Origin of the sequence: Nocardia sp. CA-128927 (genome assembly GCF_050955855.1) — a bacterium.
Taxonomy (GTDB): domain Bacteria; phylum Actinomycetota; class Actinomycetes; order Mycobacteriales; family Mycobacteriaceae; genus Nocardia.
Genome location: NZ_CP192087.1, coordinates 8,442,982 through 8,465,834, shown reverse-complemented (window position 1 = coordinate 8,465,834; position 22,853 = coordinate 8,442,982). Strand labels below are relative to the sequence as shown.

14 protein-coding genes and 1 pseudogene are annotated in these 22,853 nt (G+C 62.1%); 6 read left to right on the top strand and 9 right to left on the bottom strand.

Going from position 1 to position 22,853, the window contains the following annotated elements; translation table 11 throughout:
• Window positions 1–1,137: 1,137 nt before the first annotated feature.
• A complete protein-coding gene (locus ACQPW1_RS39285) occupies window positions 1,138–1,560 on the bottom strand; it encodes a helix-turn-helix domain-containing protein (RefSeq protein WP_433657885.1) in 423 nt (140 codons plus the stop codon).
• 243 nt (window positions 1,561–1,803) lie between these two features.
• Between ACQPW1_RS39285 and ACQPW1_RS39280 the strand changes: the two genes are divergently transcribed.
• The gene (locus ACQPW1_RS39280) at window positions 1,804–3,189 is read left to right on the top strand and encodes an IS1380 family transposase (protein ID WP_433655183.1); all 1,386 of its coding nucleotides are present in this window, start codon (window positions 1,804–1,806) and stop codon (window positions 3,187–3,189) included.
• Window positions 3,190–3,449: 260 nt separating this feature from the next.
• Here the strand turns inward: ACQPW1_RS39280 and ACQPW1_RS39275 are convergent, their stop codons facing one another.
• Window positions 3,450–3,581 (bottom strand): hypothetical protein, encoded by a 132-nt coding sequence (locus tag ACQPW1_RS39275; protein ID WP_433657883.1) that lies wholly within the window; start codon window positions 3,579–3,581, stop codon window positions 3,450–3,452.
• 1,180 nt (window positions 3,582–4,761) lie between these two features.
• Between ACQPW1_RS39275 and ACQPW1_RS39270 the strand changes: the two genes are divergently transcribed.
• On the top strand, window positions 4,762–8,802 hold the full coding sequence (locus ACQPW1_RS39270) for a PA14 domain-containing protein (RefSeq protein ID WP_433657881.1): 4,041 nt from the start codon (window positions 4,762–4,764) through the stop codon (window positions 8,800–8,802).
• Here ACQPW1_RS39270 and ACQPW1_RS39265 read toward each other — a convergent pair.
• Entirely contained in the window at window positions 8,784–10,007 is a 1,224-nt protein-coding gene (locus ACQPW1_RS39265) for an IS110 family transposase (protein WP_433654210.1), read from the bottom strand. The genes ACQPW1_RS39270 and ACQPW1_RS39265 overlap by 19 nt on opposite strands.
• 536 nt (window positions 10,008–10,543) lie before the next feature.
• Here ACQPW1_RS39265 and ACQPW1_RS39260 point away from each other — a divergent pair.
• The 3 genes and pseudogenes from ACQPW1_RS39260 (at window position 10,544) to ACQPW1_RS39250 (ending at window position 14,760) form a co-directional block, all read left to right on the top strand.
• Window positions 10,544–11,928, top strand: a pseudogene (locus tag ACQPW1_RS39260) (IS1380 family transposase).
• Between the two features lie 329 nt (window positions 11,929–12,257).
• Window positions 12,258–14,219, top strand: a complete 1,962-nt coding sequence (locus ACQPW1_RS39255) for a putative toxin (RefSeq protein ID WP_433657879.1) — start codon at window positions 12,258–12,260, stop codon at window positions 14,217–14,219.
• Between the two features lie 187 nt (window positions 14,220–14,406).
• Window positions 14,407–14,760 (top strand): hypothetical protein, encoded by a 354-nt coding sequence (locus ACQPW1_RS39250; protein WP_433657877.1) that lies wholly within the window; start codon window positions 14,407–14,409, stop codon window positions 14,758–14,760.
• A gap of 647 nt (window positions 14,761–15,407) precedes the next feature.
• On the opposite strand, the gene ACQPW1_RS39245 is transcribed toward ACQPW1_RS39250, so the two are convergent.
• The 6 genes from ACQPW1_RS39245 to ACQPW1_RS39220 form a co-directional block, all read right to left on the bottom strand.
• Entirely contained in the window at window positions 15,408–15,836 is a 429-nt protein-coding gene (locus ACQPW1_RS39245) for a helix-turn-helix domain-containing protein (protein ID WP_433657875.1), read from the bottom strand.
• Window positions 15,837–16,449: 613 nt separating this feature from the next.
• A complete protein-coding gene (locus tag ACQPW1_RS39240; RefSeq protein WP_433657873.1) occupies window positions 16,450–17,091 on the bottom strand; it encodes a mycothiol-dependent nitroreductase Rv2466c family protein in 642 nt (213 codons plus the stop codon).
• Window positions 17,092–17,225: 134 nt separating this feature from the next.
• On the bottom strand, window positions 17,226–18,455 hold the full coding sequence (locus tag ACQPW1_RS39235; protein ID WP_433657871.1) for an MAB_1171c family putative transporter: 1,230 nt from the start codon (window positions 18,453–18,455) through the stop codon (window positions 17,226–17,228).
• A complete protein-coding gene (locus tag ACQPW1_RS39230; RefSeq protein WP_433657869.1) occupies window positions 18,356–18,868 on the bottom strand; it encodes a hypothetical protein in 513 nt (170 codons plus the stop codon). The genes ACQPW1_RS39235 and ACQPW1_RS39230 overlap by 100 nt, the downstream gene beginning before the upstream one ends.
• The gene (locus ACQPW1_RS39225) at window positions 18,865–19,326 is read right to left on the bottom strand and encodes a helix-turn-helix domain-containing protein (protein WP_433657867.1); all 462 of its coding nucleotides are present in this window, start codon (window positions 19,324–19,326) and stop codon (window positions 18,865–18,867) included. Before ACQPW1_RS39225 ends, ACQPW1_RS39230 begins: the two co-directional genes overlap by 4 nt.
• Before the next feature lie 1,828 nt (window positions 19,327–21,154).
• Window positions 21,155–21,424, bottom strand: coding sequence for a PH domain-containing protein (locus tag ACQPW1_RS39220; protein ID WP_433657865.1), 270 nt, complete (start codon window positions 21,422–21,424; stop codon window positions 21,155–21,157).
• A 430-nt stretch (window positions 21,425–21,854) separates the two neighbouring features.
• Between ACQPW1_RS39220 and ACQPW1_RS39215 the strand changes: the two genes are divergently transcribed.
• Window positions 21,855–22,774, top strand: a protein-coding gene (locus ACQPW1_RS39215; protein WP_433657863.1) for an IS5 family transposase whose coding sequence is annotated in 2 segments (ribosomal slippage) — window positions 21,855–22,256 and window positions 22,259–22,774 — 918 coding nt in all. Because the reading frame shifts where the segments join, the coding sequence is not laid out codon by codon here.
• Window positions 22,775–22,853 lie beyond the last annotated feature (79 nt).

Below are 22,853 nucleotides of genomic sequence, written 5' to 3'. Positions count from 1 at the left end.
AATCCGACTGGCGCCAGGCTCGACCGCAGCTTCCGCGCGATGGCAGGCATCGAACCTCCTTCGATGTACGGCTTGCCGGTGGCGCGCCTGACCATTGAGACTGGGGTGAAGAAGATGGTCGCGAATGATATGGGCGGCGGCCATCGGCCATGGGGCTGGCCAACGTGGTCGATCCAGCCAGTCGTGTGGTCACGATCCGGTCGCAGGCCGCGTGAACGTCCGGCCACGCCTGTCGACCATGTTGTCCGCGGCCTGCTCGGGCCGAATTTCTGATCGGGCACGAGCGCCGGCCGGACTTCCCAAGCGCAATCCATGCTTGGACATGACCATGGTCATCAGGCTGTTCAGTCCAACATCGGCTATCCGGACCCGCCGCTCACGGCTTACGCTTCCCTCATAGCAGTCTGGCTTTCCGTGTGGACGGCGCTCACCTCGACGCAGAACCTTGGGTGGGTGTAGTCGGTAAGGTTCCCCACCAGTGAATATCGCAATCATCGACTCGGAGGTGGTCCAGCACCGTGCCGGGCGGCTCACCGATATCGAAGTCGGCGACATCGCGACCATAACGCTTCGGGTCCGGCGCGGCAGGCAGCTGTGAGGCGTACATGCTGGAGAACGTGTTGTCACGAGCGTTGTAACTCGAGCGTCGCAACGCGAGACGGCCATCGAAGTACGGGGATCGGTAGACTACCGCGAACGTCCACTCGTCCTCGACCCATGCATCCTCGACAACGATGCGCCAAGCCTCTGTGGTGTTGCTGATCATCAGCCATCTTAAACATTCGACCACAGCTTGTTCGGACCATCGGGGCGAAACAACCGCACCGAACTCCTCTGCGAGGCATCGATGCGCAGCGGTGATCTCGCGAGGGTGCGGCTGATAGTTGGGGTTCGTCAGGGGCCGTCGCCGATGCTCTGACTCTGGGTTCACACTGATCATTATGTGACCAGAACGCCAGTGTCCGCTAACTAGCAGGATGAACCGCCCCCAATTTCCTGCCGCTCTGGCCTGTCTCAAACCGATGACGATTCAGTCTGGTCCGCAGGGTTCTGGCTGGTGAAGGTGCGGCTCGTGACTCGATTATGAGTGGGGTGGACGGCCAAGCGAAGGCGTCAGGGGCGCCGTTCACATGACCTTCAGTGGTGTGGTCGGCTGTGGGTGTCACGTCGGGGGATGCCGCGGCGTTCGAGTGCGGTGCGGATGGTGGTGTGGGCGACGCCGAGGTGGTCGCCGATTCGCTGGAGTGATTCGCCGTGCTGGTATCTGGTGATGGCGTGGTCGATTTCTTCGTCGGTGAGGCGTCGTTGTTTCCGGATGTTGGCGCCCGCTGCGCGGAGGATGGTGAGGATGCTGGCTTTGGCGAGTTGCCATTGGGCGGCGAGTTGTTTGGCTGAGGACCCGGTGTCGTAGGCGTCGATGATCTCGGCTCGGTCGGTGTCGGTGATTCTTCGTTCGAGTTTCCGCGCCCGGGGTGGGATCCCCCTGCGGGGGAGCGTGGGAGTTGGTCCTGTGGAGTCCGGCAGCTTGGTCAGCAGCTTTTCCAGCGCTTCTACCTGCATGTTTGTGTTGTAGTAAGGTCCCCCAACGTCCACTCTTGGGCATAGTCTGCCCATAGGGGTACTGGCAGTCCCGAGGTCCAAATTCCACTGGACCTCGGGATTTTTTCTTGGCGACCTCGGCCTAACCTCGGCCAATCATGGTAATGGCGCCTAACCTGCGGCGGGAATGGCGAAAGGTGCTCCGACCTGCGATAATTCGACTTGCGAAGGCTGAATTGATCGAGGTTTTGGAGCACCTTTCTGGTGGGCAAGTCTATATCGCCGTATCCGCGGCTGACCATCGACGGTGACGGTGCGGGCGTGGTGTCACACGCAGGTGCGGCACTGCTGCTGCGTACTGCCGAGATAACTGGTTTGACCTGGGGTTTGTCGGAACAGTTGGGGCCGTGGCGCAAACCGATGGCTGTCCACGACCCGGGCAAGATCGTGCTGGATTTGGCGGTGACACTCGCGGTCGGTGGTGACTGCGCCGCGGATGTGGCGTTGTTACGGGCCGAGCCGGGCGTGTTCGGTCTGGTGGCCTCGGATCCGACGGTGTCGCGGACGATCACCGCGCTGGCTGCCCAGGCACCGAAAGCGTTGGCCGCCATCGCTTCTGCACGCGCGGACGCGCGGGCGCAGGCGTGGGCCGTGGCTGGGCCGAACGCCCCCGGTCACGGGATCAACATCGATGATCCGTTAATCATCGATCTCGACGCCACCCTGACCGACGCGCACTCGGAAAAACAGAACGCCACACCGACGTTCAAGCGGGGCTTCGGCTTCCACTCGCTGTGGTCGTTCATCGACCACGGTCGCACCGGCACCGGCGAGCCCGCCGCGCCCATGCTGCGGCCGGGCAACGCCGGTAGTAATACCGCTGCCGACCACAAGCAGGTTCTCCGCGATGCCCTCGCTCAGCTGCCGTGGCAGCCGGGATGGCGGGTCGGCCGGAAAGTGCTGGTGCGCACCGATTCCGGTGGCGGCACCCACGAGTTCCTCGACTACTGCCACCGCCGCCGGCTGCAGTACTCGGTCGGGTTCACTCTCACCGACGAGATCGTCACCGCCATGGGCACCCACCTGAATCCGCAGGATTGGACACCGGCCTACGACGCAGACGGCGAGGTCCGCGACGGCGCCTGGGTCGTGGAAGTCACCGGCATCACCGAGTTGACCGGATGGCCGCCCGGCATGCGGCTCATCGTCAGGAAAGAGAGACCACACCCCGGTGCTCAGCTGCGGTTCACCGACCGCGACGGGATGCGGTTGACCGCGTTCGTCACCAACACCACCCGCGGCCAGCTGCCCGACCTCGAGTTGCGTCACCGCCAGCGGGCCCGCTGCGAAGACCGGATCAGAAACGCGAAAGACACTGGCCTGCGCAATCTTCCGTTCCACAGCTTCGACGCCAACCGCATCTGGCTCGCCGTCGTCGCGCTCGCACTCGACCTGACCGCCTGGATGCAGACACTCGCCCTGCACGACCACCCCGCACGTCGCTGGGAACCGAAAACGCTACGGCTGCGGCTGTTTTCAGCCGCCGGACGCATCGCCCGCCATGCCCGCAAAACCACACTGCACCTGGCGCGGCACGCCCCCTACACCGAACTGCTCACCACCGCCGCAGCACGCCTGCAACCCGGCTGACCAGCCAGAAACCGTCCCTGCAACCAAGGAAACCAACCACCCGGGCCAGTGGAACCCGGCAGCCAGCCCGCTGCGCGGGCCAGCTGCCCTGCCCGCAACCGGAAAACTACGACCGAAACACCCAATCCGAACCCGATCAGGCCAGCACATCAACCCGGCGAAAGATCGAGGCTAATGGGACCGTCTGTTCGGCAACCGAACGCACTGAAATGCCGATTTTCGAGCGCGAACACGGTGATCGAGTCCGTCGGCAACGGTCTTCACCACATCAGAAAGATCGCCTCCAGGCCTACGACGTAGCCGATGACCACCGCGGCCGCACCACCAAGCACCGCCACAAGCCGGGACTTGCCGCGCCACCGAAGTGTCACCACCACGAGGGTGGTGAGCACGAGAATTCCGATGAGCAAAGCTACGGCAGGTGCGTGATCAGAGTGCATAACGTAGCCAGGTGCGTGATTGGACTCCACGGTGGTCGAATCGGCTCATCGGGAGTCGATGTTCCACCGAGCAGGGCTGCCAGGAGATCATGGCCAAACTGGCTATGCCCAGCCGAGGTGTGCGCTCACGCCGCGACCCGCGCGTTCTGAGCGGACAGTGGCCAGGCCTCGGAACGGTTGGCCACCAACACCTCTGGAACGTCCGGATCTGCATGAGCGATCGATGATCAGGCCACCACGGTGGTAGCGGTGAGATCCAGGTTGGAACGTGGGCCCGGAATTGTGGGCGCCCGCAGAACTCCTCCTCGCGTCCCAGCCAGGCCGCCAGATTGCGTCGGGGACCATGCGACCGGGCTGCTGGCCATCGCTGGGCTATGCCCAGCTCCCCAGTGATCTTGGTGAATGCTCCCCATTTGATTCGACTGTACCGTTGTTCAGGTGGGCGGCCGTCGCCCCAATATCGTTCGGTATCAGGCAAGTTCGTGTTGGCGGAGTGTGTATCGATCAATGACATCCTGAAGAGAAGTTCTCAAACAAGTTGCATCGCAGGGGTGTACGTCAGGGCATCGGTCGGTCCGGTGGGTTGCACGTTGACAACTGCTCAAGCATGCCGGATATCCCACCCCCCGTCATTTAACCCTGCTCAGTCCCTAACTGATGGTGTAGACGCGCCCTGACTCGATGTGTCGAACCGCATAGGGCTGCAACGTTATCCGATCCGTAACGACAATTCTACTTCTGTGTCGCATCTCAATCTGTTGACTCTTTTCGCATTGGAGCCCTGCTACTGGATGGAGATCTGAAGTAAGACACCGAGGGCTGTAATGGCGATGTGGTCGAATATTGTCCAGTTTCAGCCGATCCAGATTCCACTCGGAATTGATCTGCCCTCTTGTAGCGGTTTGTCCAATTCGGGAGATCCGTCGATGGGCTCGTTATTGGGGAGTTTGATGAGTACTCACCGTCGGGTACCACGCTGCGTTGGTGGCCCTCTTATCTGCATGGCTCGAGCAGGATTGCGTGGGCGGCCGTATTGGTCGCCGCGCTGATTGCCACATTGCTACAGGTTGTTGTAGCGCCGCAGGCTGCTGCGGCACCGAAACCGAAGGACCCGCGCGATGTTCCGCTGATAATGTCGAAGGCTGTTTCGAAGCCTTCGCTAACCGGTAAGCAGGCCCAACCGGAGGCCGATTTCACGCCACTGCTCGCTGGCGGCGCGGCTGCTGCTCCGGCGAAGGGTGGTTTCGATCCGAAGACCTCGAAAGAGTCGGCGCGGACCGAGGATACGGTCGAGTTCACCAACACCAATGGCACCAAGACGATGGTGCTCTCGCAGGTCCCGGTCAGCGTACGCAACAGCAAGGGCGGTTGGGATCCGATCGATACCCGGCTGGTGGAGCAGAAGGATTCCAAGCGTGTCACCGCAGCGCGCACCGGTGTCGGGATCGATCTGGCCGAGTTTGCCAACGACCCGAATCTGTTCCGGGTCAACCAGAACGGCACACCGGTCACCCTCGAGTTGAAGGGTGCCGGTAAGGCAGGCCGTAAGGTCACCGGGTCGACCGCGACCTATGCCAACGCCCTGCCGAACACCGATGTCACCTACGACGTGACCGCGGACGCGATCAAAGAGTCGATCATCCTGAAGTCGGCTTCTGCTGTGGGAGAAGGGCGTTGGGTATTCAAGTTGAACACCGGTGCCCTGACACCGAAGGTCGACGGCAAAACCGTCAAGATCAGCGACAAGGCCGGCAAGGTCGTCGCTTCGCTGCCCCCGATCGAGGTCTGGGATTCTTCGGGTAGTGAGAAGGACAAGAAGCCCTCGGCGCGTACTGATGGCAACTACACCCTGTCCCGTGACGGTGAAGCATGGCAGCTCACCGTGGCTGTGGATACCAAGTGGTTGAAGGACTCCGCCCGCAAGTTCCCCGTGGTGGTCGACCCGACCTACACCTTCGGATTCGGTCAGCAAGCCGAGGCCATCGCCTACCTGAAGGGCGCGGCCCCGTGCACGGTAGCCGACGACTGCGGCATTCGAACCGGCAACGCAAGGTCCGTACTGGGCCAAGATTCGTTGTGGCGCACGGCACTTCGCTACAATCTCACGCCGCTGGCGGGCAAGACCGTGACCGGCGCGCGCATGGACTTGAAGGTGGCGACCCCGCTGTCGGAGATGAAGCTCCCCTCCAAGGTGACCCTGTACCAGCCCACCACACCCTTGGGTTACGCGGCGATCGGTCCGGAGCTGGCCTCAGCCAACATCGGCGAATCAGGCTCCCTGACTGGGCCTGCGCTGACCACCTACCTCGGTGATCGTGTCAAAGCCACCGACAAGAACGCCTGGCTGATGCTCGGCGGCGCTGACGGCACCACCTACACCTATAAACAACTACAAGCCGCGTTGCTGGTCGACTACGGCGACGGCACCAACCCGACCGACCCGACCAATCCCACACCGGGCCCGCAGGTGAATATGATTGCACCGGTGGAGGATTCGGTGGTCGCGACCGACATGCCGGTCCTGGAGGTCAGTCCGGCCGCGTCCGGTACCAAGTACTGCTTCAAGATCTCCACCGGTTTCGACGGCCGCTCCGGCAGCGTCGTTGACTCCGGCTGCCTGAACGCACCGAAGTGGACGGTGCCTGAGCATGTGCTGCACGACGGCGCCCGCTACAGCTGGACCGTAGCGACAGTCGCATCCGGCGCAACAACGCCAACGCCATCGAAATGGGTCGGCCACCTCACCATCGACAAGCGCATCGGTAAAGCGGGGCCCGCGCCGATCGAGCAGATAGGGCCGGTCACGGTCAACTTGTTCAACGGCAACCTCCAGACTTCTGCCGCGGGACCGGTATTCGAGGCGATGGGCGGGTCCGCCGGAGTCACATTCGCCTATAACTCGCGCCAGGGCAGCGATGGGCATGGTGTGCGGGCGTCGTATTTCAACGATGCCGACCACAATGGTGCTGCGGATGCGACGCCGGTGATGGTGCGCAGTGAGGCTCAGGTGAATCTGGACTGGGGCAATGTCTGGTCCAACGTGCCGGAAAATTCTCCCTTCCGGGAAGATCCGATGCCTGCCGCGTTGGACAAACAGTGGTTCGTAGTGCGGTGGGAGGGTTACTTCCAGGCTCCGGTGACAGGTGATTTCAGCTTCGCGGGCTCACACGCCGACGGCGCGAAAATTTGGGTCAATAACAAACTTGCCTATGACAACCCGAACAAGGCCACTGTCGGTACAGATTTCTCCACCGCAACGGCGAAGAAGGACACCGATGCCTCATTGACTGCTGGCCAGCGTGTCCCGATCAAGATCGAGCTGTATCACCGTACGACCGATAGGCCGCAAATGGTGCTGTGGGCCAAAAGCACCACAGGAGCAAACACTTCGCGCACCACCAACTGGAACCCTCGGATCGTCACGACCGAATGGTTGTTCGCCCAGGACCCGGCACCGCTTCCGCGCGGGTGGACGCTGGGTTTGATGGGCAGCGAGTATGTCCAGGCCGAGATGCTCGATGGGGCGGTCGTGCTCACCGATGCCACAGGCGGCAAACACGGCTGGGCAAAAGCCTCGAACGGCGGTTACACCCCGCCGAAGGGTGGCGACGGTGTCCTAGCCGTTGATGCCAGTGGCCGGATCTCGATCACCAAAGACGGTGTGGTGTCGGTCTTCAACGTCGACGGCACCCTCGCTGCGGTGTCGAAGGTCGCCGACAGTAAAAAGCCCGCCTCGCTGCAGTACCTCTACAGCGGAACTCCCGCACGATTGACTCAGATCAAGGACCCTGTTTCGGGTCGGGCACACACGCTGTACTACAACACCGATGACAGCAACAACTGCTATGGCGGAGCATCTTCCCCACCGGGAACCCATTCAGCGCCACCGCAGAAACTGTGCCGGATCAAATACTGGGACGGCACCGAAACCCGGCTCTGGTACATCGTCGGAGCTCTCGGCCGGATCGAGAACCCCGGTTCCGAAATTCGGGACTACAGCTACCTGAATTTGGCAAACGCGAAACGCGATTACGACGAGGCAGGCAACGACACCGAGAAGAAGCTGAAGGCGATCGACGCCGTCGGGTCGCTGAGCGATGTCCGTGACAGCTTGGCGGTGGACTGGCGGGCCACACTGCCGTCCTACAACTTGAACGCCGAACGTTGGCTGATCGAGTACGACGAGTTCCGTGAAGACGTCACTGTCCCTCGGCCTCCGCATTCGAGGCCGATCAAGGTCATCGCTCCCAAGTGGGACGGCAGCGACATGGGATTCCGACTGACGCACGGTTACCGATACGACATCGTCGGCAAAACCGCCTATGTCGATATCGCTGGCATCGACAAGATGGGTGTTCGCACCGCGACTTGGGACGATGCCGGTCGTCAACTTACCCATACCAATGCGCTCGGCGACACCATCCGGTCCGAATGGAGTACGAAGGACAAGCTGACCGCCAGGGTCGACACGATGGGTCGGCGCTCGACGCTGGTGTATGACCACGCGGACCGGCAGACCGACGAGTACGGTCCGGCGCCAGGGGCCTGTTTCGACGGGCAGTTGCCGAAGCCGGAGTGCGCAGCGACAATGCCACATACCCGAAAGGGATACGACGAGAACCTGAATGGGCTCGAGACTGCGTTCTATGACAACCCGTTGTTGGCTGGAGTGCCGACGGAGTGGGCGACCGGTGTCGGTTCCGTCGACGGAAGTCTGGCGCGTGAGTGGGGTTCGACCCCGCCGGTCGCGAACAGCGGTGGCTGGTCCGGTCGGTTCATGGGCGAGATCAAGTTTCCCAACACCGGTGAGTACAAGCTCGGATTCACCGTCGTCGACGGTGTCCGGCTATGGATTGATGACGTGCTGACGGTGGACAGCTGGACAGACAAGTCCGCCACCGATGTCGTCGGCAGTTACATCAACACGGCTGCCAACAGCAACCATCGCATCCGCGTCGATTACTACAACCGCAGCGGCACCACCGGGGCTCTCAATTTCACTTGGACCCCGCCCGGTTCGGGAGCGTCGTCGACGGTACCCGGTCAGAATCTCGTGCCCCGCTATGGACTCGAGACAAGCCTGGTTACCGATAACACCTCCGGCGGTGACTTCGAGCGCGCACCGTCGACAAAGACATCCCAGGAGCTTGAATGTCAAGCAGCGGACTGCTGAGCTGGGTCGGGCCAGGCTGTGGTCTCGTTGTAGAGGGTTCCGGTTTTGAGGCAGCCGTGCAGGATCCCGACGAGTCGGTTGGCGAGCTGGCGTAGCGCGGCGTAGTGACCGACACCGCGGGCTCGCTGACGGTCGTAGTAGTCGCGGGCGCCCCGGGACCACATCAGCGCGGATTGCGCCTGGGTGGTGAGGGCGTCGATGAGCCGGTCGTTGTGTACGAACCGGGCCAGGGCGACCTTCTTCTTGCCCGACGCGCGGGTGATCGGGGAGGTGCCCGCGTAGTTCTTGCGGGCTTTGGCGCTGCGGTAGCGGTCGGGGTCGTCACCGAACTCTGCGAGCACCCGGGCACCGAGGACCTGTCCCAAACCGGGCTGGGACGCGATGATCTCAGCGGCCGGGTGCTGCCCAAAATGCGCCTCGACCTGCCCCTGCAACGTCTTGATCTGGGTGTTGAGGACAGTCAGGACCGCCAGCAGCGCCTGGACCGAGGCTGCGTAGGCCTGCGCCACGACCTCGGGCTGGCCGAGCTGCTCGCTGCGCAGTGCGGCCGCAATAGCGGTGGCTTTGTCGGCGACGTTGCGGCGGCGCGCCCGCTTCAACGCGGCACTGATCTGGGGGATCGTGAGCCGGGCCGCCGCAGCTGGGGTGGGTGCTTTGGCGAGCAGTTCCAGGGTGTCGGCGGCGTCGAGGTCGTCGAACGCGGCCAGCGCGGCGGGGAAGTAGTCACGCAGAGCGTGACGCAACCGCTGGGTGTGGCGAGTTCGGTCCCAGATCATCGTCTTGTGAGCACGGGCCACCACCTTCACGGCCTCGGCTCGCGCGGAATCCCCAGCGACAGGTCGCAATTCGTGGGAATGGGTGCGGACCATATCCGCCAGCACGTGAGCGTCACCAGCGTCGCTTTTGGCACCCGAGACTCCCAGCCGGTCCCGAAACCTGGCCGCCTGCAATGGATTCACCGCCAGTACCGTGTATCCGGCGGCGACCAGCGCCCCGACCCAGGGACCGCGGTCGGTCTCGATCCCGACCAGGACCTCGACCTCGTCGGCGTCGTCGACCAGGCCGCCGAGGATCGCGTGCAGTCTCGCCATTCCGGCGACGCCCTCGGGCACGCGCGTTTTGGCCAGGCGGCGCCCGGCGGTGTCCATCACCTCCACGTCGTGGTGGTCTTCAGCCCAGTCATCTCCTACGAACAGTCGCAACAATCCTCCAATTGCTAATGCCGATCACCGTCGAGCAGCCAGCAGGAGAACCATCAGCGACCTAATCAAGCAGTGCTCACGCCCATTCGGGCGGGCACGACATCCCAGCAGCGATCAACTCTCCCGGCCTACCGGCAGGGGCACGGTCTTTCTCCAGGACTCGAAGTCCAGGGTGCGAAAGTGCTCACCTACCGGCCGGCTACTACCAGGAGTGTGCCGGATAGCTCACTCCCAGAACTGATTAGAGTGCGACTGCGTACGCGGACCCGGCAAATGGGATCGATCCGGTGTTCGCCCTGGCTGTGTCGCAGACAAACGATCCGGGCGGGCTCAACCTGACCGGTCGTCGGTTGTTCGAGCGGCCCGGTCAGGGGTTCCTGCGCCAGCTAGCCGCAGCGCTGCCGGCCGGTGAGGTCGCTAACCTCGGCCAATCATGGTAATGGCGCCTAACCTGCGGCGGGAATGGCGAAAGGTGCTCCGACCTGCGATAATTCGACTTGCGAAGGCTGAATTGATCGAGGTTTTGGAGCACCTTTCTGGTGGGCAAGTCTATATCGCCGTATCCGCGGCTGACCATCGACGGTGACGGTGCGGGCGTGGTGTCACACGCAGGTGCGGCACTGCTGCTGCGTACTGCCGAGATAACTGGTTTGACCTGGGGTTTGTCGGAACAGTTGGGGCCGTGGCGCAAACCGATGGCTGTCCACGACCCGGGCAAGATCGTGCTGGATTTGGCGGTGACACTCGCGGTCGGTGGTGACTGCGCCGCGGATGTGGCGTTGTTACGGGCCGAGCCGGGCGTGTTCGGTCTGGTGGCCTCGGATCCGACGGTGTCGCGGACGATCACCGCGCTGGCTGCCCAGGCACCGAAAGCGTTGGCCGCCATCGCTTCTGCACGCGCGGACGCGCGGGCGCAGGCGTGGGCCGTGGCTGGGCCGAACGCCCCCGGTCACGGGATCAACATCGATGATCCGTTAATCATCGATCTCGACGCCACCCTGACCGACGCGCACTCGGAAAAACAGAACGCCACACCGACGTTCAAGCGGGGCTTCGGCTTCCACTCGCTGTGGTCGTTCATCGACCACGGTCGCACCGGCACCGGCGAGCCCGCCGCGCCCATGCTGCGGCCGGGCAACGCCGGTAGTAATACCGCTGCCGACCACAAGCAGGTTCTCCGCGATGCCCTCGCTCAGCTGCCGTGGCAGCCGGGATGGCGGGTCGGCCGGAAAGTGCTGGTGCGCACCGATTCCGGTGGCGGCACCCACGAGTTCCTCGACTACTGCCACCGCCGCCGGCTGCAGTACTCGGTCGGGTTCACTCTCACCGACGAGATCGTCACCGCCATGGGCACCCACCTGAATCCGCAGGATTGGACACCGGCCTACGACGCAGACGGCGAGGTCCGCGACGGCGCCTGGGTCGTGGAAGTCACCGGCATCACCGAGTTGACCGGATGGCCGCCCGGCATGCGGCTCATCGTCAGGAAGAGAGACCACACCCCGGTGCTCAGCTGCGGTTCACCGACCGCGACGGGATGCGGTTGACCGCGTTCGTCACCAACACCACCCGCGGCCAGCTGCCCGACCTCGAGTTGCGTCACCGCCAGCGGGCCCGCTGCGAAGACCGGATCAGAAACGCGAAAGACACTGGCCTGCGCAATCTTCCGTTCCACAGCTTCGACGCCAACCGCATCTGGCTCGCCGTCGTCGCGCTCGCACTCGACCTGACCGCCTGGATGCAGACACTCGCCCTGCACGACCACCCCGCACGTCGCTGGGAACCGAAAACGCTACGGCTGCGGCTGTTTTCAGCCGCCGGACGCATCGCCCGCCATGCCCGCAAAACCACACTGCACCTGGCGCGGCACGCCCCCTACACCGAACTGCTCACCACCGCCGCAGCACGCCTGCAACCCGGCTGACCAGCCAGAAACCGTCCCTGCAACCAAGGAAACCAACCACCCGGGCCAGTGGAACCCGGCAGCCAGCCCGCTGCGCGGGCCAGCTGCCCTGCCCGCAACCGGAAAACTACGACCGAAACACCCAATCCGAACCCGATCAGGCCAGCACATCAACCCGGCGAAAGATCGAGGCTAACCCCGACAAACGAGGCACGTCCACCTACTACGGGGACAACGAAACCCGGGCGAACCCGTGCGAAGCGAATTCCACGGCAGTCAGTCAGGGCGGCAGGGTCAAAACCGTTCGTGGGGCCAAAGACTCGGACGCGTCGGCCAATGTACTCGAGACGGTGTACGACGCCGCAGGGCAGATTGCCGCCTCCAGGGTCGGCAGTGAGCCGTGGTCGTGCATCAATCACGACGCCCGCGGTCGCATCGTCAAGAAGTCGTTCCCTGCGATGAACGGCCAATCGGCTCGCACCGTCACTTATGACTATGCCGTCGGCGGTGATCCACGCAAGACAAAGTCCAGTGACGAGAGCGGATCAGTCATCACCGTGATCGATCTGCTCGGTCGAATCGATACCTACACTGACGCCAACGGCGTCACCACTCACACCGAATACGACCGCGTCGGGCGAAAGTCCAGCGAGAAATCCACGGTCAAGGGTGTCACCTCCACCCTGAACTACTACTGGAACGACGCTTTCCAGCTGACCCGCCTCGACCAGGACGGCACGACAGTGGCGGCCCCCGGCTACAAGGGAGACGTGCTCCAAAGCGCCGCTTACGGCAACAGATCGAACCTGACGGTCACTCAAAACGACGCAGGCTCGTTGGCGGCCCTGACCTGGAAGGTGCCCGATTCTACGGTCGTCGGCACAGTGACCCGTTCTCGTGATCAACGCGTCATCGATGAAAAGATCACCGATACCGCCAAGCCTGGTTCGGATTACAACTTTGCCTATACCTACGACGGCGCCGGGCGCTTGGTTGCAGCGAGCATGCCTTTCCATCGGATGACCTACGCCTTCGCTGGTGACAACGGATGCGGGCCGAACAAAAAAGCGGGATTGAACACCAACCGCACGACCTTCACCGACAGTCTCAACGGTGCGGCTCCCGCCACCACCAACTATTGCTACGACGACGCCGACCGGCTGTTGTCCACCAACGGGGCCACCAACCTGTCATTGTCCTACGACAGCTACGGCAACACGACCAAGATCGGGACCGACACCCTCGGCTACGACTCCACCCTCCGGCACGTATCCACTGCTACCGCTGCCGGACGCTCGGTCAAATACACCCGCGACGTCGCCGACCGCATCACAGCGCGGACGGTGCAGGAAAACGCCAAACCCGCACAGGTCACCCAATACGGCTTCACCTCCGACTCCGGCGGGCCCGACTTCGTCCTAGATAGTTCTGGGAACCTTCGGCAGCGTGTGCTGAAATTGCCCGGCGGTGTCGTGCTCACCAAGAGCTACGGTCAGAACAACACCACGAACTGGTCCTACCCGAACGTCCACGGCGACATCCTGTTCACCGCAGACGGGAATGGTGCCCGCACCGGGGCGATTCATCTGTACGACCCTTACGGTCAGAACATCGACCCTGCCAGCGGGGTTATCGGCGATATACCGATCCCCGCCACTGCCGAGGGCGGTATGGACTTCGGATGGCTCGGACAGAACACCGTCCCGATCGAACACATCGCCAGCCAGCAAGCGCTCGAGATGGGAGCCCGCACCTACCTACCGATACTCGGCCGCTTCCTGCAAGTCGACCCAGTGCTCGGCGGATCGGCTAACAACTACGACTACGTCAATGGCGATCCCGTCAACTCTTTCGACCTCAGCGGCAAATGCCCCTTCTGTGTGGGTCTCCTTCTTGGCGGCGCCCTCGTCGGGGGCGCGGTGTACCTCTATTACAAGGGCAAAGAAGACGGGCGAGAAGAAGAACGCCAGCGAAACGAAAACGCCGAGTCGTCGAGTAACAAAAATCCGACACCGCACGAGAAAGGAAAAGCTGGCGAGGAGGCTGTGCGTACTCCAAAGAACACGGAACATATCGTGATAAATGGGCACGATAGAATTCCTGATATACTGGATCACGCTCACAAGGTTGTCGGCGAGATAAAGAACGTGAAGGTACAATCTCTGGATTCGCAAATCCAGGACGACATCGACTACGCAGATAAAAACGGCTACACGTTCATACTCTTCCTCAATGAGGGTGCCAGAATGACGGGGCCACTGCAGGAGGAAATGGCGAAACCTAATCGCGAGGTCGTGATATATAAGCCATAGATAAAATGTGAGCTCGATGGAACCGGGCGGCCCGACTGTATAGTAGGGCGCGGTAGTGACAAGTGCATGTTGGTCGGACTCGACTTACTCCAATTCTATCACCGGAGTCGCTTCATCCGCCGTTAGTCCGGAAGTAGGGGAAACTGTTGATTCAACCTTCTGGTTCAAAGTGTGACAGGATAGACATATGAGCTACGATTTGGCTTTCTGGGAAGGAAAGCGCCCCGCCGACGATATCGCGGCACTCGAGGAATATATAAAACTGTCCGAGCGTTACCTGGAGAGTGGGGGCGGAGACCTACCCCCCGCCCCCAACGTTTCGGCCTATGTCGAGGCACTCCTGCAGCGCTGGCCGGATCACGATGACAAGGGCGGCCTCGGCCCTTGGGCTGCCAGCGGAGCCGGACAGGCGAGTGGCCCGGTGTTTCTGATGCACATACTTCGTGGCTGTGAGGATCAGATCTCGACCCAGGCCATAGAGCTTGCTGACGAATGTGGCCTTATCTGCTACGACCCTCAGCAAGGGAGATTGCGCCGCTGAATCGCATGCAGCGATATTCGACGCCGGGGGCGGCAGCTTGCGAGGTGTCGACCCCGGAAGGAAATCGTGTGGCGGAATAGCTAATTCATTAGACTCTATTGGGTAAACATTGAGAGACTGGGATCCATCCGTCTAATCCGGTTTTGAAGTAGCTGCTGCCATATGTCTAGACTGTGCATTTGAGGTGTTCGGGTAGATTTGCTCCGGGTGCGGCAGCGTAATCGCCGGACTCGGAGCAACGAGTTTGCTTGGTCTTGTGAACTAAGTGCCTACTAGCGAGTATCTTATTTACCACTATGCCCTGCACCGTGGCATTTGACACTGTGATCGTTGTGGCGTGAGCGGAATGCGGTCCAGAAGTCAGCCTGTCAGGAGACTGAACCCGCTGATGCGTTTCACGTATTGCATTCGGCTGCTCCCGCGCACGCGGGGATGATCCGAAGGCTTCCGTGGTGATCGCGAGCCAGCAATAATGCCCGCGTCGCGTGCGGTCTGCCCGCCGTGTCCGCGCTGTGGAGAGCAGCCTTCTACTGCCACCGCTGCGGTCTGTGTTTCTGGCCGCACACACCTGCAGACGGTATTGCTGCCCGGCGACCGCTGTCGCCGTATCGGTTGGGAGTTTGCCCGAATCTAGTGGTGGCGGGTGCTTATCGTGGCCTGCCGTGGGTGTCGCGGCGTGTGATGCCGTGGCGTTGGAGTGTTGTGCGGATGGTGGTGTGGGCGACGCCGAGGTGGTTGCCGATGCGGGCGAGTGATTCGCCGTGTTGGTAGCGGGTGATGGCGTACTGGATCTCGTCTTTGGTGAGGTGGCGTTGTTCGCGGATGGTGGCGCCGCTGGTGCGGAGGATGTCGAGGATGGTGCCTTTGCCGAGCCGGTACTTAGCCGCGAGCTGCTTGGTCGAGGTGCCGGCTTCGTAGTCGGCGAGAATGGTGGATTTGTCGTCGTCTGTCAGGCGGTGTCGAGGGGCGTGGGGTTTGACGGCGGAGGAGTGGCTGCGTGTGCCCTGATCTGCGGTTTCGCGGTGGATTCGTTCCAGGTTGGTGGTTAGGGTGTCCTGGTTCGAGTAACGTCGCATTAGGTCCACTCGAGGTAGAACCTGCATATGGGTACTGGCAGTCCCGAGGTCCGTTTTCCTACTGGACCTCGGGATTTTTTTCATTGGCGACCTCGGCTTGATGGGTCCATCTGATCGGCGTCCGAACGCACTGAAATCAGCGTAAGACGTTCTGTATCGCACCCATCCACGCTGACTTCAGTCAGGACGAGTGAGCGATAATGCCGCATATCGCGCATTGGCCATTCGTCCAAACCAGCTGGCGGACAATACTTCCCAACGCGCGCACATGCCGATGTGCGTGTGTTGCCGGTGACCGGAAGCGTGTCGATTGCTCACTCTCATCGGTGGTGGTGAAGCCGTGACCCCATCACGGTCATCGTTGGTTCATATGAGCGGTGATGCGGGTCAGCAACCGCACGCAGTCCCACAGCTGCTGCCGCTCGTCCGGGGTGAGCGTGTCGCTGAGGGCGCTGTCGAGTATGTGGCGCGCTGGGTACGTTCGCGCCGCAGGCTGGCGCGGCCGGTATCGGTGATGTACGGCAGGTGTTTGCGGCCGTCGTCGGGATGAGGTTGGTGCGCAGCAGGCCAGGCTTCGATCAGTGGATCGTGCAGGATCAGGTGAGACTGAAGATCAGTCGAACGCCGGTTCGGCGTCCCTGCTTCGTTTCAGTTCGAAGAAGCCTGGGGTGCCGGCGAGCAGGAGAATCCCGTCCCATAGTCGTGCTGCCGCCTCGTCTTTGGGGGCGGGGGTGACTACCGGTCCGAAGAAGGCGATGCGGGTGCCGTTAGGTCCGGGAACGGCGATGATCGGGGTACCGATTTCTTGTCCGACGAGATTGATTCCCTCATGGTGGGAGGTGCGTACGAGGGTGTCGTAGTCGGTGGAGTACGCCGCGTCGGCGAGGTCTTCAGACAGGCCGGCATCGGCCAGGGCTGCCGCGAACGTTTCCCGGGTCTGCTTCTGGCCCAGATTGTGGATGCGGGTACCCAGGGCTGTGTACAGCGGGCCAAGGGCCTTGCTGCCGTACTTCTGCTCGGCGGCGACGCAGATCCGCACCGGGTACCGGCCTACGGTGTCCCATCTGCGGAATTGCTCAGGCAGCTCATCGAGCCGGTTCTCGTTCAGCACGGCCAAACTCATCGCACGCCAACGGATTTCCACCGGCCGGACCTTCTCGACCTCCATCATCCAGCGTGCAGTGACCCACGCCCAAGGGCACCGCGGATCGAACCAGAAGTCGACTGGCGTCGTAGTGGCATTGTCTTCGGACACGATGCTCCTCGTTGTTACCGATACACGGTTCTATATCCCGGTTGATTGACCGACTACCGAAACCAGCGCGGTGTCGCCGATCGCCTGCTGGGCCGAGCTGACAATGAAGCACGTTGCAGTAATCTGCAATCTGGTCACGATCGGGATCCTTCCAATGCACGGGACAGTGCGATAAGAGCCCGGGCTTCAGCATTGAGGTCATCGCCGTCCGGGACCGCCAGACGCTTCGCGGAGTACGTCACATCGGGATCTTCGACTGGCGGTTTACGGCCGAGGGCTTCCCGAACATGTGCGGCGAGGTCGTCATCGGACAGTTTCGTCAGATCCAGCCCAGGTTTGTCTTCGACGTAAGGGCTCAGCCGGACGAGGCCGTCTCGGCATTCGATCAGTCTGCGATAGAACCGCGCGTGCATACTCGGCCAGAGGAACCGATCGAGGGGTGAGCCTGTGGTGTGGCGTCCGAGTGTCAGTTCCGGAAACGCGGTGGACATCAGCACCCACAATGTGGCCAGTCCACGGTGCTGGCGCCAGTGCAAGAACCACGACCACAGCGCTGAGATCGCTTGCACGACCGCCGGATAACACAATCCTGCGACGATCAGCGCGGTACAGAAGTTCGTAATCGCGAAGTTCAGTGTATTGAATCTGCTGTGGAGATCGCCGTCGATGGCACGAACGGTCAGCCAAGCGCCGCGGTTGAACGAGGTCAACGCCGAGCCGAAAAGACCCACCGAGACTAGAGCGAGACCAAGAGTTTGATAGCGCGGCGCGGAGGCCGCGTATCGCCACGCCATGATCGCACAAAACACGTAGGCCCATGCGAAATAGGCGTTTCCGATTAGGTAGAACCCGAGGATCGACGGCTCGGCGATGTGCGGCGTGAACAGTGTGTGTGCTCGGTCGCTCGGCGAAGTGGCAGCCATGCAGACCAGCAGGCCCACGCACGCCAGTACGAGCAGACGCCACTGTAGTCGCCGAGACGGGCGACGGAGTTTGCCGCGCGATGCGAGGGTGAATACCCGTATCAGGGCGAAAAGCCCGATCATGATCGCGAGGTTCGTCAACAGCCGGCCGACGCCGGGCTGTGTGAAAGCATCGATCTTCCGGATGCTCGCAGGACGCGCGGCGATATGTCCGATAGCGAGGATCAAGAACATCGCGACCAGGTGCTGCAGAACACGGTCGTCACGACCGCGGAGAAGGTCAATCCCTTTCCACAACGCACCGACTATGAGTACAGCGATCAGGCAGGTCTGTAGGAACATCACAACCAGCCCCGTCTGCTGTTCAGCGCACTGTAGAGGGCTTGCGCGTCGGATCCGGGCGGCGCCGCGGGCGTCGTGTAGTCGATGACCGACGACCATTCTTGAATGATCGAAGCGACCATCTCCGCCTGACGCTCACGCTGCTCGTCGTAGCAGGTCCGCCGCAGACCGCGTTTCGTCAGATCGGTAGGGAATTCGGGACCCAGATCAGGAACACCGTCGAGACCGGTATCGTCGACGTGTTCACAAAGGATATGGCCGATTTCGTGCAGGATGATGTGAACCTGATGCACCCGCGTCGTTTCTTCTTGGAAAAAGATGCAGTCTTCGTGACTGCGAGACATCCACAACCCGAACGGACCTGGGACCGGAAGAGACCACGGAACCAGGCGGATCGGTTTTCCTCGATACCCTCCGATCCGTTGACAAAGATCCTCTATCCGTAACGGTGGCTGAACGCCGCAGTCGCGCAGTACTTTTCGGCAATATCGGCGAATCTCTCGTTCGTTCACTGCCGGTCCTCGTTGCGTGGAGGTGTCGGATCCAGGCTCTCCATCATCTTGAGCAATTGCTGCCGCAACGCAGGACTCATTGATCCGGCACGCATCGCGATCATCTGCACATCTTGCTCGGCAAGTTTCTGCCGCAGCAGCGCCGACTCCTCGGTCTCCGTGTCAGCGGCGGGCTCGGACCTGGCGCTCTGGGATACGCGCTCGCGGACGTCCGCGGCCACCGCATCGTTGTAGAAATATTCGATAGGGACATCGAAGAACTCGGCGAGGACGTCGAGTTGTTCGAGAGTGGGATTGCGCTTCTTGCCGGTGGCGAGCTGCCACAGGTACGTGCCGGAGATCGCGCCACCGGTTGCCTCGCAGATCTCGCTGGCCAGCCGGCCGTAACCTGGCCGCTCGCGCCGATCCGGATACCGCGCAGCAATCAATTCCGTGAGCCGCTGTTCGATCTTCTGCATGACAGCACGCGTGGACGGGCGAGCTGCGGACCTGTCACCCAACCCCTACCCCTTCCGGCTCAGGTAGGGAAAAGACCCACCTGAACTGTCGCTGACTTCCGGTCCGGCCGTATCGGACGCGGCAACCGTTCATCAGCGTAACGGCCTGCGCTAGATCCTTCCTAGTGGAAGAACTCGGGAACCTCACCAGCGCGGTCGGTTTGGCACATGACGAGGCTGTTCGGTACCAGGCTGCCGGCCTCGACACCAGGACGAACCGCGATGTCACCGCGCTCGAAGGCCGGGTCAGCGTCCGAGCAAAATTGATTGACAGTCCAATATCCTTGTCTGACAAAAACTTTCGTTCCATTGTTCGGTAGAGCGGCCCGGAACCCAGTGGTAGGGTCCTTCCCGACGGAACTATCAGATATATATGACGGACATGGCGGCGGGGCGGCCACGGCGGGGAGGTCGTCCATTTCCCAGTGCCCGTCAACCGAGCTACACCGCAGGGGGATTATGGAATGACCTGGCCACGGCACGACATTGGGTTCTCCTGACCGGAACTTCCGCACGTTCCGACTCCGCACGCTTGACGTTGCGCACCGCATCGGATCCCGCTGTTCATCGAGGGGTCGGCCGGACCGGATGATCGTGCCAGCGTTGCGTCGATGCCGCCTCGGCCAAGACCATGAGAGATGCAAGCCTTGCTCGGTCATGCGCTAATCAGCGTGCGGCACTTCGGTTTACCGGTTGCGCGGGGGAGATCGTCTCTGCGGCGCTGACACATACCGCCGAACAAGACTGTGCGGCGAGTACCTACCGGCTCGATCGAGATCTCGGGCCCTTCCGCCGTCGGAGTGTTCGGGTTCTGAGGCGTTAGGTCCATCCGGAGCCGCAATATGGTCGGGGCCGTTCGTCGGGCATCACCCGACCGGTTGCCGGGTGCCGACCGCGCGGATCATGATGTCCGGGCCGTCCACCAGGACCGCGCGGTTCGTATGCTGGTCCGTTAGGTCCACCTAATGTCCCTTACTCGAACCTGTGACCACAGCGGCACGAGTTCGAGTAAGGGACCAGCGTTGACCTGCTGAGATGATCCTTTTCCTGTGTTCCTACTCCTTCGCCGGTTTGCGATTGGGCATCGCTTGAGGGCGGGGCCGATGTCTGCGCAGGCTTCGTGGCTTTGAGCGGACAGTGCGTAGAGCTTGCACTGGGGATTGTTGCCGATCTCGGCGACCTACCATATTGAGCCTATGAGTTGACCACCATGCGTGGCGGGCGAAATGTCCCAATACAATATGACCTCCGAGTAAGCCGGAATCGGTAGAGATTTCCCGCCAGATCAGTGGCATTTTCCGCTGATCTGTTCCGGATGGTGGTCAGAGCGCCCACCGAGTGCAGGACGCGCACCAGACCATCCGGCTCGCGATGCTGAACAGGTCACGTGCTGGGCCGGTCGAGCGTTGCCCGTCGCCCAACCCCCACATGACCATCTCGAGCGCCACTGCACCAGCTCGACGTGGTTCCCAGGGGCCGGACACACCTCTGGGAGGCGGACCCGGGACGGGGGCGGGCGAAGCGGCTTCGAGTAGGCAGCCGGAGTGAGGTCCGGAGGCTGCGGCATCGGGGCTGGCGAACTGCGAAGGGTCGCAGCCGATGCAGCACGGCGTAGCAATCGGGCGCGAACTAATCCGAAGACAGGCTGGGTTTCTTTGCCGCTACGCCACGGCGTCCGATCGCCTGGACTCGACTGTCTCGGGCTCGGCCATGTGCGCCTCGTACGCGGCTTCGCGCGCCGCCGACTCTGCCGCGAACAGTTCCGGAATCCGTCCATTTGACGCGCGGATCAGATCGCGCAGCCGGTCGTAGCCAACCGCGCGGGAAGTTTCACATCGGTGTCGTCGATGAGGTGTGCCTTCACGAACCCGCGCTTGGGAATGGGCACACCCGCGACCTGGGACGAATCCAGATGCCGCGAACCGAAAACCGCGCGCAGATCCAGCCCTTCGTTGGACACCGTGGTACGGGTGCGCGCGATCCACACAACCACCGCGACCGGGATCAGCAACAGCCACCACAGCGCGATCGGCCAGCCGACGAAGTAGGCGATCGCCACAAAGAATCGAGAGCGAAGCAGCCTCGAGCGGCGTTGACGTTAGGCCCGGGTGTTGACGTGGTCAACATGATTCGTGGATCAGTCGTCCTGCGTGTCGACACTGCGCGAATACAGGGTCAGAGTTGCCTCCGCAACGCTTCATGGCGAATAGGAAGCTAACAGGCAGTGCGAAACTCGCGCGGCTAGCTGCAGGCCATCGCCGCAGCCACTGTTATCTCAGTTAAGGGCAGGCACGGACTTTTGACCGGTGTGTCACAAACCGATAACGTCTGCGCCGATTCATTCAATGTCCTCTCGGACAGTTAACTGTCGGCGACCCCACGAATGGTCGCTGGCACCACAGGAAGTGGTATGAACCCCAACCGCTCTAGGTCATGTCTCCCAATGCGGTTCTGTGGATCGTGTCCGGTAGGTCGTGGGGTGGGGCATCATGTTTGCCGTGGCGGCGGTTGTTGGTGATCGGTATCGAGTTCTGACGGACAAGCAGTGGGAGTTGCTGGAGCTGTTGTTACCGAAATCCGATGGCCAGGTTGGCCGTAACTTCGCCAACAATCGGCTGGTGGTGGAGGGGATGTTGTTTCGGTTGCGGACCGGGGTGCCGTGGCGGGATTTGCCGGAGGTGTTCGGTCCGTGGCAGACGGTGTGGAAGCGGCATCGCCGCTATGCCGGTGATGGGACCTGGGATCGGGTATTGGTCGCGTTGACCGCGCTCGCGGATGCGACCGGGAATCTGGATTGGGTGGTGTCGGTGGATTCCTCGATCATGCGAGTGCATCAACACGGTGCCAACGCATCCCGCGGTGACCGGAGCCCCGCCGGCCCGGACGGTGAGTTAGTGAGCCAGCTGATCACGCCATCGGCCGGTCTCGGGGCGGGCTGACCACCAAAGCGCATCTGGCTACCGACGGCAACGGTCGTGGTCTTGCGGTGCTGCTCAGCGGTGGCCAGGCCAACGATTCACCGATGATGCCGGCGGTGCTCGACGCGATAGCGGTGCCTCGGCTGAGCGGTGGTCCGCCACGACGCAGTCCTGATCAGGTACTCGCCGACAAGGCCTACTCCTCGGCGAGTAACCGGAAGGTGTTGCGCAGTAAAGGTATCCGCGCTGTCATTCCCGAACGCGCCGACCAGATCGCGAACCGGAAACGGCGAGGCCGCACGGGTGGGCGACCGCCAGGGTTCGACTCGGCTGCCTACAAGGGCCGTAACGTCGTCGAACGCGCCTTCAACAAGGCCAAGCACTGGCGTGGTGTCGCCACCCGCTACGACAAACTCGCCATCACTTACCGCGCGGGGTTCGTTATGGCACTGGCGGTTGAATGGCTCAAGCTATTGGGAGACATGACCTAGTCCGAGATGCCGAAGCGACCTACGACGAGCAGGTGAATCTGCTTTCGCAGGAGATAGTTTCGTGGTCCGGACGAAATAC